Source organism: Singulisphaera acidiphila DSM 18658, from assembly GCF_000242455.2.
Taxonomy (GTDB): domain Bacteria; phylum Planctomycetota; class Planctomycetia; order Isosphaerales; family Isosphaeraceae; genus Singulisphaera; species Singulisphaera acidiphila.
The window spans coordinates 4,007,719-4,019,141 of the sequence record NC_019892.1 but is presented as its reverse complement, the minus strand read 5'-3'; the positions used below and the strand labels follow the sequence as shown (position 1 = coordinate 4,019,141).

Annotated in this window: 8 protein-coding genes; 4 read left to right on the top strand and 4 right to left on the bottom strand. The window is 62.1% G+C overall.

The features are described from left to right. Positions 1 to 82 precede the first annotated feature (82 nt). Positions 83 to 838 (top strand): cupin domain-containing protein, encoded by a 756-nt coding sequence (locus SINAC_RS15720; RefSeq protein ID WP_015246623.1) that lies wholly within the window; start codon positions 83 to 85, stop codon positions 836 to 838. Positions 839 to 1,156: 318 nt separating this feature from the next. On the opposite strand, the gene SINAC_RS15715 is transcribed toward SINAC_RS15720, so the two are convergent. Next, complete coding sequence (locus SINAC_RS15715) at positions 1,157 to 1,435, bottom strand: hypothetical protein (protein ID WP_015246622.1); 279 nt, start codon at positions 1,433 to 1,435, stop codon at positions 1,157 to 1,159. 290 nt (positions 1,436 to 1,725) lie between these two features. Next, positions 1,726 to 1,953, bottom strand: coding sequence for a hypothetical protein (locus SINAC_RS15710; protein WP_015246621.1), 228 nt, complete (start codon positions 1,951 to 1,953; stop codon positions 1,726 to 1,728). Positions 1,954 to 2,478: 525 nt separating this feature from the next. Here SINAC_RS15710 and rsmH point away from each other — a divergent pair. Further along, positions 2,479 to 3,432, top strand: a complete 954-nt coding sequence (gene rsmH / locus SINAC_RS15705; protein ID WP_015246620.1) for a 16S rRNA (cytosine(1402)-N(4))-methyltransferase RsmH — start codon at positions 2,479 to 2,481, stop codon at positions 3,430 to 3,432. Next, on the top strand, positions 3,429 to 5,483 hold the full coding sequence (locus SINAC_RS15700; protein ID WP_015246619.1) for a LysM peptidoglycan-binding domain-containing protein: 2,055 nt from the start codon (positions 3,429 to 3,431) through the stop codon (positions 5,481 to 5,483). The genes rsmH and SINAC_RS15700 overlap by 4 nt, the downstream gene beginning before the upstream one ends. 631 nt (positions 5,484 to 6,114) lie before the next feature. Here the strand turns inward: SINAC_RS15700 and SINAC_RS15695 are convergent. Together SINAC_RS15695 and SINAC_RS15690 are read right to left on the bottom strand one after the other, a co-directional pair. Continuing rightward, positions 6,115 to 7,632 carry a Mur ligase family protein gene (locus SINAC_RS15695; RefSeq protein WP_015246618.1) on the bottom strand — a complete coding sequence of 506 codons (1,518 nt, stop codon included), beginning with the start codon at positions 7,630 to 7,632 and terminating at the stop codon, positions 6,115 to 6,117. Between the two features lie 336 nt (positions 7,633 to 7,968). Beyond that, positions 7,969 to 10,434 carry a DUF1549 domain-containing protein gene (locus SINAC_RS15690; protein ID WP_015246617.1) on the bottom strand — a complete coding sequence of 822 codons (2,466 nt, stop codon included), beginning with the start codon at positions 10,432 to 10,434 and terminating at the stop codon, positions 7,969 to 7,971. 568 nt (positions 10,435 to 11,002) lie between these two features. On the opposite strand from SINAC_RS15690, the gene SINAC_RS15685 reads away from it, so the two are divergent. After that, a complete protein-coding gene (locus SINAC_RS15685) occupies positions 11,003 to 11,416 on the top strand; it encodes a hypothetical protein (protein ID WP_015246616.1) in 414 nt (137 codons plus the stop codon). The last annotated feature ends 7 nt before the right edge of the window (positions 11,417 to 11,423 follow it).

Sequence of the window (11,423 nt, the reverse complement as noted above, 5' to 3'; positions counted from 1 at the left end):
GGCGATTGTTTTCACGACGCTCTCGCTCTACAGTGAGGGGCACAACCCCTCTCCCGGCCCTCGAGTATCGGAGCGTGCCGCCATGCCTCTCGAAACCCGCCGCGAGTTTACCCAACACGCCTTGCAGTCGTTGACCGCCTTGGCCCTGATTGAGGGGCTGGGTGTGCGCCGCTTGTTCGGAGCCGAGACTCAGCCCATTGTCGACCGCTGGTTCAAAGAACTCGAGACAATCAGTCGCGAGATCCACGATCACCGTGTCAAAGACCTCGAATTCCAGAAACAGCTCGAGGCGCTCTACCAGCGGGTGGACCTCCCTGCCTTGCTGAAAACGCTCGACTTCGACCGGATGGCGGCAGGTGTCACTTACCCTGCTCATGGAGCGAAAAGCCTGCCGGTCGACTTCAAGAACGTCTCCGGCCTCTCCACCTCCCAAGTCTTCGGCCGGCAGATCTTTGCGATGTCCCAAGGACGTTCGGTCATTCCTCACGGCCACGACAACATGGCCACCGGGTTCCTGGTCCTCAAAGGCAACCTCCGGGGCCGGCATTACGATCGCCTGGAAGATCACAAGGATCATTACATCGTCCGCCCAACCGTCGACCGCACCTTCACCCCGGGCGAATACTCGACCGTTTCCGATCATAAAGACAATGTCCACTGGTTCACCGCCGCGAGCGACCACGCGTTCATCTTCAATATCCATGTGATGGAAACGAACCCGGAGAATCCGAACAAACCAGGGCGGGTTTATGTCGATCCGATCGGCGAGAAGCTTGCAGGCGGTTTGATCAAAGCGCCGAAGATTACTTATGGAAAAGCTAACCAAATGTATGGGTGAGTTGTGAACCCGAATCGCCAAGGCATGGGAAGTATTGCCGCCTGGTCGATTCCTTGGGAGGCTTTTCCAATGAGTGATCGGCTTGAAGAGAATAAGCAGCGAGTGCTTTAGTTTTACTGTCTAATGTTCAATTGATGAAGTCATGACGGAGCCGTCGAGCGGTATGCCGGGGACAATGACATCCACTACAACCCCGTTGTGGTTGAATCCCATTTGCTCGAGAAACGCCGACGGCCCGCCCCGAAGGACGAGCCGCCAAGAGCATCGAGTGGCCTTCGAGAGCGGGCCGCATCTGCGAGGAGTTGGGTCAGGGGCCGCCTATCGGTTGTCTCGTTCCCAACTCTCGATCGCCGCTTTGTAGCAGGCGGCTTCGCTGGCGCCTGGCATCCGATTGCGCTCGGCCTGGACGAGTCGGTTGACCAGAGCGTCATTGCCCAGGGCCTTGACCCGCAGGTTCTTGCGGAGTTGAGCCACTTCATCGGAACTGCCCGACCCTGATCCAGCCTGTCGGCCTGTCGGAGTTCCCTTCGTGAATGCCCAGAGGGCAGCGACGATCAGCCCGACGACAATCACCGCAAAAATCCATCCTCCACCCATCTCCGTTCCTCCGATGCCCAACGATTTGGATCTGAAAACGGCTTGTCCCTGATTATGGGATGGCCGACCAAAGTGAGAGGTCAGCCGAGATTCAAGTCCGACTCGACTTTGCTCGTGACCTGGAACCAAGGGAAATCCATGGTCTCGTCCTCCTCAAAGAGGCGACGACCTGATTGACGCGGTTCATGACTTCGACAGCTTGGCTCGAGCCCGTCAATGCCCGCGCCACGATTGTCTCTCGATCCGTTCGCACTTCAAAGGTAAGCCTTTGAGGCCGCGATTGCAGGGTATCACGTCTTCGCCTTCGATCGAGAGGGGGGACCGATCGAGGTGATCGGCGTAAACGAAGGAGAATCGCTCGCGGGGAATGACTCTTCCGACGCTTCATCCACCTCGTCCGTTGCGGTCGTCTTCTCACGGTCGACATGGTCTTCGCTCTCGTTCATGGCTCTGTGAGGCACGGCCGGTGGAGGAACATCAGGGGAGGACGTTGTTTTTGGTGTCGTCTCGTCCGTCATGGAAGCCTCTCGTTTCCGGTGGAATGATCCGGATTCGAACGCCCGTAGGATCAGGATCTTTCTATGCAATCGATGCGCCACCAACTCCGTCCCTCGACCGCGAACGGCTTGATCCTCAGTGATGAGCGGTCTTTGTATCGATTGCGCACCCTGTCGAGAGGAGTCCGTGGCGTGGATCCAGGCCGACCTCACCTCGAAGGACTAAAAAAAAGAAACCGTTGATGTCATTGCCGGTCATGCCTCTTCTTTCGCAGGGATCTCGGTGTTGTTCTGGCCCGTGGAGTGCGTTGGACGAGGAACAAGGCTTGTCTGGAAAGGCGGTGAAGTCCAGTCCAGGGCCGGACCGATAAAACGAATGGCAGTATTCTCTTTCGACCCAGCCACTGGGTTCCCCCGACCTGGTTCTGGACGGGGCACCGCATTCCGTCCGGGGTTGACAGGAATCCCCACAAGGTTAGAGTCGGCGCTTCGGATCGTGTCGTTCCGGCCGATCTTTTACGGGTCTTTCACATCGACGAGCCCGCTGTGTCCCTCGATCCCAATTCGCCGAAGCCAGTCCATCGGTCGGTACTTTTGAACGAGGTCCTCTCGTGGCTCCCTCCGCGCGAAGGGGCCGTGTGGGTGGATGGCACCGTGGGCGCCGGTGGGCATGCCGCGGCCCTCGCGACGAGGGTGGGCGCCACCGGTCGAGTCATCGGTCTCGATCGCGATCCCGACATGCTGGTTCTGGCCGGGCAGGCGACAAGTGGATTGCCGGTCTCATTGGTTCAGGCCCCTTACAGTGATCTGGCCGACGTTCTCTACAAAATGGAGTTGGACGCGGTCGACGGAATTCTCCTCGATCTGGGACTGTCGTCGGATCAGTTGGCCTGGGCGGAACGGGGTTTCAGCTTTGCGGTCGACGGCCCGCTCGACATGCGCTTCGACCCCAATGCGTCGCTGACGGCGGCCGAGGTCGTGAACACCTGGAAAGAAGAGGAACTGGCCAACCTGTTCTTCGAGTATGGGGAGGAGCGGTACAGCAGGCGAGTGGCAAAGCGGATCGTGGAAGGTCGGCGGATCGTGCCGATCACGACGACAGGCCGGCTCGCCGAGATCGTGCGCAAGAGCATCCCGGGGAAGTGGGGGCCGATCGACCCCGCCACTCGGGTTTTCCAGGCGCTCCGGATCCGGGTCAATGACGAACTCGACCATCTGGAGTCGATCCTGGAGCAACTGCCCGACTTGCTCCGTCCCGGAGGCCGCGCGGTCATCATCAGCTTCCACTCACTGGAGGACCGGCGTGTGAAAGTGGCGTTCCGCGATGACCCGAACTTGAAGGCTCTGACTCGCAAGCCCGTGATGGCGTCGGCCGAGGAGATGGCTGTCAACCCCCGAGCGCGAAGCGCGAAATTGAGGGTCGCCGAGCGATGTCCGATTCAGGAAGATCCGCCGTTGCCGTCCTACAGCCGCTCGAAGGAGAGGAGGGACGACCGTTGAGTGAACATGACCACCTGCCCGACGCAGCGATCGCCCCCGAATCGGAGCTCGAGGGGGCGTACGAGCACGAGCACGAACATGAGGGGCACGGAGCGGAGCATGAACATGCCCCGAAGAAGGCTCCCCGCCTCCCGTTTGCCCACCGCAGCAAGGCCGGCGTTGCCAAGTGGAAGCGCGAGACTCGGTTTGGCGTTGCGGCGCTGCTCTCGTTTGTGATTCTGGTCTCCGTCCTGCTTGTGAATAAGGGCTCCAAGAAGGGGCCCAAGCCGCTTTCCATGTCCATTGCCTCGACTGAGGGATCGTCATCGGACTCTTCGAGCGCGAAGCCCGAATCCGTTCCGGGCACGGGCACGGGCAAAGAGAAAGATAAGACTCGAGACAAGAAGCAGGCTGAAAAGCCAGATCAGAAGAAAGAGGACGTAACTCCGCCTGATCCCATGGAGACGAATCCCCCTCTCCCCCCTTCCTCTGACACCGGCAATTCTGCGTTGGCCGACGCGAAGGTGCAGGATGCGGGGACGGAAATGGATCACGACCTCACCACGCCACCAGGTGAGAATACGTCTCTCCCTTCCCTGGCCACAGAGACGGGGCTCGGTCACCACGATTTGAGTGATGTGAAGGGGCCTGAGCAGGCACTCCCTCAGCCCGCCACAACAACCGGACCAACGGGGACGGATGAGCAGGTCAAGAACTTGCCCACTCCCACCGACCCGGCACCTGCGTCGACTCCAACTCCGGCTCCAGCGGCAGGACCGAACTTATTGTCGGCGAGCGAGCCGGAATCTGGGAAATCGGAACTGCCCGCTGCTACGGGGCTCCCTGCGCCAGTTGACTCGCTCGCGGCCGAGCCTAATGCGAGCACCTCGGCTCAAGCTACGGCTTCCCCCGCGACCGTGCCCGACGCGACCACCCCGGCTCAAGCTGCGGCTTCCCCCGCGACCGTGCCTGACGCGACCGCCTCGACTGAAGCGGCCGCTCCCCTTGTGACTGCATCTGACGCGAGTGCCCCGGCCCTCCCCGCGGCTACGGCCGCGCCTGATGTGAGCGTTCCGGCACAAGCTGCTGTCCCACCGCCGCAGTCGCCCGATCTGGGATCGGGGCTTGCTCTTCCCGGTACCGCGCCGACCTCGGGAACTGGCCAAACGGCCGTGGCTGGTGCGCCCGCCGCGATGGACCCGGGAGCGTCGGCGGTCCGGCCGGCCGAAGAGGTTCCCAACTTCGCCTCGCCGCCGTCGAGCGATGACGCGATGGCCCTCTCTTCCGCTCCGCCCGAGATCAAGCCGGGTGAAGGAATCCCGATCCCGAACGCGGGAAAGGGCCGGAGCCTGGAGGATGATCTGCCGGTGAAGCTGGCTCCGGCCGCCGCCGTCGCAACCGGCGCGTCCATGACCGCCGCAGGCGCGGTCGCGGCCAAGGCGGAGGAGACTGAGGTGGACCCGCTCACACCTGAGTTGCACGTAGTGCAGAGCGGCGAAAACTTCTGGACGATCTCCAAGTATTACTATAACTCGGGTCGTTTTTACGTGGCTTTGTGGAAGGCCAACAGCCGGACCGTCTCGGCCCCTGACCAACTCGCGGTCGGCCAGACCATTGTGATCCCGCCCCCGGAAGCGCTCGACCGAACCCTGATCGCACCCCCGCGAAAGACCAGTTCGTCGGCCTCCCGTGGGAGTTCACAGATTCGTAAGACGTCACGCTCGAAGTCGAATGAGAATGACTCGGGTGATACGGCCGCGCAATCCTCGTCGGAAGTCGAGCTGATTTTGCCGATCGACAATTCGATGATCTCTCGACGGAGCCGGTTGCAATCGGCCGAAGAGCTGGATCCCCCGCCTGGGAAGCGTTATCAGGTGTCCCGGCCTCGGTACAAGGTTCGCGCCCACGAGACGCTCCGAAGTATCGCACGTGATACCTTGAACGACGCCCGCCGCGCCGACGAGATCTACGACTTGAACCGCGACATCCTCAACGACGATCCCCGCAACCTGGTCGAAGGGCAGATTCTCGAGTTGCCCGAAGAGGCCCGGGTCGGCCGATCGTCGCAGTGAGATGTTCGTCCTTATGAGTATGTATCGTATTGGTGATTGGATTGGGTCGTCAATCCGTAAGCATTGAGTGGCCCCGGAGGTGTGACCGTCAAGAGCTGAGGGTTTGCTCAGTCGGTTGTCCTTGCGGGGTGTTCAATGGGTAAACATGTCGAATGATTCTCGAGGCCCATCCCTGGCGCAGGAACGGTGGCCCCTCGGGGCTATGCCGAACCAGCAGCTAGGGACGGTTTCGCACGCATGTCATTTCAGATTTGCGAAATTGAGAACGGGAAAAGCAACGCTTGTCTTTTCTCGGAGGGGGGACCGTTCCTTGCCAGGGGTGAAGCTCCTTGGGGAATGTTCGACCTGATTTTGTGCATTGTCGCGCTGGAGGGGCGACCGAGCCAACGTATCAAGGGTTGGCACTGGCGGTTGCCCTCACGAGGCTGCACGGAATCGGCTGACTGGGTTGTTGGGTAGGGGGCGTTGCTGTGTTGGAGGGAAGGGAAGCTTCAACCTGCCGCGATTCCCAAGGGACGGCAGGCTGAAAACAACCCTATTAAGACTGAGACAACACCTTGATGGATAATCAAGCGTGGTTGCCGATACCGACTGAGCCGTGGTGGAGATTGTCGATCGGGGTGTGGTGGTGTCAGGCGGAGGTTCGGCGGGGGAGTTGGTGGCGTGAGCGGAGCCATTCCGTGGCGACCGCTTTGTCGTCGAAGTGGAGGGCACGATCGGCGAGGATCTGAAAGGTTCGCACGCCTTTGCCGGCGATCAAGACGGCATCGCCCGGTTGGGCGTCGGCGAGCGTCGCCTCAATGGCGGAACGACGATCAAGCTCGACCCGGACGCGGCCGGGACGGTGGAAGCCGGCGAGTAGGTCGTCGATGATCTGGTCGACGTCTTCGGTCCGTGGGTTATCGGTCGTCAGGGTCACGCGGTCGGCCCCTGCTTCGGCCGCTTTGGCCAGGCCGAGTCGCTCGCTGCGCTCGTGAAGGCCCTCTGCGCCGAAGACGCAGTGAATTCGCTGGGCACCGATAGCTCGGAGCGCACCGAGCGCCTGCTCGAGCTCGGCCCCGTTCCGCGCTTGATCGATCCAGACGCCGAAGCCTTGCCCTTCAACCACGGCCTCGAGTTCCCCAGGAACTTTCGTGGCTGTCTCCAGACCCGCCACAACGGCTTCGACCGGGAGGCCGTGGGACCAGGCCACGGCGGCTGCGGCCATCGCCTGAGAAATCTGTGCGGGGCCGATCAATGGCGACTCGACGACCACCTCGCGAGCGAAGCCACGTAGGAAGAACCGCGACCCACGCTCGTCGAGCCGGTCGATTTTCGCGGTGACGTCGGCCGGACGATCGACTCCGAAGGTGACGAAGCGCGCGTCGAGATTGACGGCTCCCAGGAGTGCGGCCTGGGGATCATCCGCGTTGACGATCGCCGTTCCCCCACTCACGACTTTGCGGAACAGGCGTGCCTTGCGCCGGCGTCGCGTCGTGAGGCTGTCGGCGTCGGTATCAACAAGTGCGCTCAGGTCCGTCACCACGGCGGTGTCGAACTCCAGGCCGTCGACCTTGCGCTGATCGAGTGCGAGCGCGGGGATTTCTACGACCCCCCCCGCACAGCCGCGCTCGACCATCGCGGCGAGCATCGAGGCCAGGCCTTCGGCCCCCGGAAAGGTATCGGAGACCGAACGGGTCGCCACGCCGTCGGACCAGCCCAGCGAACCGATGAGCCCAAATCGGACGCCGGTCGCCTCGAAGATCGACCGGATGAACAGGCTCGTCAGCGTGCGGCCGCAGGTTCCGGTCACGCCGAGGATTGAGAGATGTTTGGATGGGTCGCCCGCCAGGGCCTGGCAGAGCTTGGCCAGTGCCGCGCGGGAGTCGGGAACGATCACCTGGAGTCGGCCTGCTTCCGGGCAAGGTCGTTCGACCACCACCCCCGCCGCGCCCCGCTCGAGTGCCTGCTCGACGAACGCGTGCCCATCGTGCCGGACTCCCCGCACCGCGACGAACAACTGCCCTGGGTCAAGCCGGCGACTGTCTGCCGTACACCCGGAAACTTCCCAGTCGTGGCATCCCACGAACTGGGCCTCGGGCAGGAGTCGTCGCAGGCTGACCGATGGAATCCCTTGCTGCGGCAAACGGTCCACAAACCAGCGTGCCATCGGCTCTAGCCTCCTTGCCAGCCATGAACCCAGCCCGTCATGGACCAGGTGCCTCGCCATCCTTCGACCTCAAGGCGGCGGCATTTTTGGCCAATCCCCGAAAAAAGGCAATGCCAGAGTGGGGCTGTCGCCGATAAAGACCAGTTTCCCTTTGGCCACCTCTCCGGATTGCCTTTTTTTCGAGGGAAAGACCGCTGGGATAGAGATTGTTACGGTGGGGGATTGGGCTGTCGCACCTTCAAGATCAAACGAAAAACAAAGCGACGGGCCTGAGGCTGCATTGAAGCGGCCTCAGGCCCGTCGCGGTTTCGATCGGAACTCGTTCAGTCTGTTCTATCAATGTCTGAACAAGAACTCTTTCGAGTTAATCAAGACCCATCCCAGGTCTTCGACGGCCTGGCGGCGATCGGTCGCGGCGTTCAGGTGCTTGACGGCCGCGGCCATCTCACTGGCGTTGGGGTCGCGAGCGAGGGCCACCAGGTAGAGTTCCTTGGTGATCTCCTCGGGTGTCTTCGTGCTCTTGGCCAGGGTGGCCATGCGGCCGTTGTCGTCACGGAGCTTACCGTTGACGGTGGCGCCCCCGATGAGCTGCAAGGCCTGCGAGAGGTTCGAGTCGCTTTCCCGTTCGCACTCGCAGGCGAGTTCACGGGCGGGGCGGCCGAACGTCTTGAGGAAGGGGTTCTCCATCTTGCCGTCGGGGATCTGCGTCGCTCGGAACCCCTTGGGGAGGTTGTCGAACGTTGTGACGGTCGAGGTGACCGTCGAGATCGCGTCGAGGAGGACCTCGGCGGGCAAGAGCTTGGTAAAGGCGTGCGAGAAGTAGAGCGTGTCGTCGCCGTTCAGCTCGTTCGTGCGCGCACTGAGCTGATAGGTCCGGCTCATCAAGATCGACCGGATCAGCGCCCTGAGGTCGAACTTCGCCTGGACGAACTCGGCGGTCAAGCCATCCAGCAACTCATCGTTGGAGGAGGGGTTCGAGTCGCGGAAGTCATCGACCGGCTCGACGATCCCACGGCCGATCAGGTGATACCAGACCCGGTTGACCAGGCTCTTGGCGAAGAACGGGTTGGCAGGGCCGGTCAGCCAGGTGGCGAGCGCCATCCGGCGGTCCGGCATCGCCGGGTCGTCGAGCACGGGGCCGCCGAGCACCTTCGGCTTCATGACTTGCCCCGTCCTCGGCTGACGCACTTCGCCATCGTTCGCGCTGAAGACGACTTCATCTTCGGGCAGTGCCCCCTTCTTCTGGCGGACCCGGGCGAAGAAGGCGGCAAAGCCGTAGTAGTCGTCCTGGGTCCACTTCTCGAAGACGTGGTTGTGGCACTTGGCGCACTGGATCCGGACGCCCAGGAAAAGCTGAGCGGTCGTTTCGGTCAGGTTCTCCGGGTCTCGGCTGATCCGGTAGTAGTTTGCCGGCGGGTTCTTGAAGGCCGAGCCGTCGGCCGTCAGCAACTCGCGAACGAACTGGTCCATCGGCGTGTTCTTCTCGAGGTGCGCGCGGATCCAGCGGTTGAATCCAAACGTCCCCTTCGACTGGATGAGGCGGCCGTTGGCCCGAAGGATATCGGCGAACTTCAAGGTCCAGAAGTCGTAGAACTCCGGGCGGATCAGCAACCGGTCGACCAGTTGGACCCGGCGGTTGGGCGAGGGGTCGGCCAGAAACTCCTCGACTTCGTTGGGGCGCGGCAAGACCCCGATGGTGTCGAGGTAGGCCCGGCGGATGAACTCTGAGTCGGTGCACGGCTCGGACGGGCTGATCCGCATGCGGTTCAGCTTGGCGAAGACCGTCTTGTCGATCAGGTTGTCCGCGGGAACCTCGGCCAGCTTGAAGCCGGGGACCTCGACCAGGTGGGTCAGCCTGACGTTGGCGACCAGGTCGAGGTAGTGGGCGATGATCGCCACTTCGCCACGCGACTTGAAGGTGACGTGGCCATCCACGTCGACCTCGGCGATCTCGGGATTCGAGGAGTCGTAGTAGCCGATCGAGGTGACGTCACGGACCGTGCCATCGGCCATGTGGAGCAGGGAGACGACCTGCTGCGTCTTGGCGACGTCGTTGAGGACGCGAGCGCCAGGCCGGATCTCAAGCCGGACGGGGGCCACGGCCCCGGGGTCGTCTTTCCCCCCCTCCTGGATCCAGTCGTGGAGGAATTCGTAGGCCTTGGTATTGCGGATCAGCCGCAGCCCGCCCTCGTGGGGAAGCTCGCCGATCGGCTTCCGGAGGAGCAGGCTGGTCTCGGCCGCGAGCGGATTGATTCGCCGGCCGGCCGCCTCGCGGGTGAGCGTGAAATAATCTTGGTCGGGGAGATAGCCACGGAGGCTGAGCCGGAACCCCCCCTTGCCGGTCGGGGTGCCGTGGCAGGCGCCCATGTTGCATCCGGCCTGGCTGAGCGCGGGCATCACATCGCGCCGGAAGCTGACCGGCGCGGGCTGGCCCATCTTCTCGACGTTAACGACGGTCGTCGCTTCGACGCTTCCGCGGCGCGCTACAATCGTGGCCGCGCCGTCGCCAACGGGCAACACTCGCCCCTTGGGGGTTACGGTGGCGATCTCGGGGTTGAGGCTGACCCATTCCAAGGCGCGTGTCAGGTCGCGCACCGTGCCATCGGCGTAGGTCGCCGTGACGATCAACTGGCTCGTCGCTCGCCGGCCTCGCAGTGTCGCGCCAGTGGGTTCGATCGCGACTGATGACGGAGTTCCGATCATCAGGGACGGATCATCGGCCCCACGGGCCGAATCCGCCTGCCAGACCAAGAGCGCGGAAAGTGCCAGCGCCCATGACCCCTTGGTTCGTCGAGCGTTCATCGATCGCTCCTCGTCGTCGAATTTCGAAACGGAGGCGAGAGAGTCGCTCTTCCGGGACCGCAGGGAGCGGCCGGCCGAAAGGAGCGGCGGGTTTGACGAGTTCTCGTCGAGACACCGTCATAATTCTCAAACCATACTCGAACAGTGACGGTTGTTTCAAGCAAAGTCAAACAATTTTTAGAGGTCGTTTCTCGGGATCAACCCGGAAAGTTCATCAAAAGGGACCATAAACGAGTCGGGCTCACCCGTTCCTCGTAATGGCTGGCTCAGCCTCTTGCTCTGGCCTTGCAGCATTAGGTCGAACGGGTAAAATTATCAGTGTAGAAATGCCCATCCCGGTGATTCCGGATCAGTTCTCCCACACCGACTTGAATCTCTTGCCTCATTTCCTTCGTCGGATGTGGTAAACTGGACAAAGCTGGTAAAAGCCGGTAGCCTCGTGATGAACAATTTCCGTCCTGCGATTCCCCAAAAAGGAATAGCGGGGCTCGGGTCTGGTTCTTTTTCGGTGTGTCTCCTTGAGGAACAGGGGGCGCGTCCCGGGCGGTTCATGGAGGAGACGACGGCAATGGCTTTACGTGGCTGGAGTGGCGTGGTGCGTTACGGCGTACCGGGGTTGTTGTTGGGCCTGGCTGTTATGGGAGGGTTCGGCACGGTACGGGGACCTTCGGCTTTGGCAGAAGGCCTGCCTGGCGCAGAACGGTCTCGGGCGGCAGCGGCGGCCGGCAACGACGCTTCGGGCACCATTGCCTTTTCGACGTCGAGCAACGGCGGAACATCGCAGTATCTTTACTTAATCGATACCAAGGCCCACGCCTTTGCGATCTACCGGATCGATCCCTCCAACCCGAAGGGAGCGGTTCAGCTCGCGGGCTGTCGGCAATACCAGTGGGATATGAAGCTGAGTCAGTATAACAACGCAGAACCGGATGTCGCCTCGGTCGAGTCGATGATCAAGACCTTGGGGCAACCGGCGCGTTAGTTTCGAG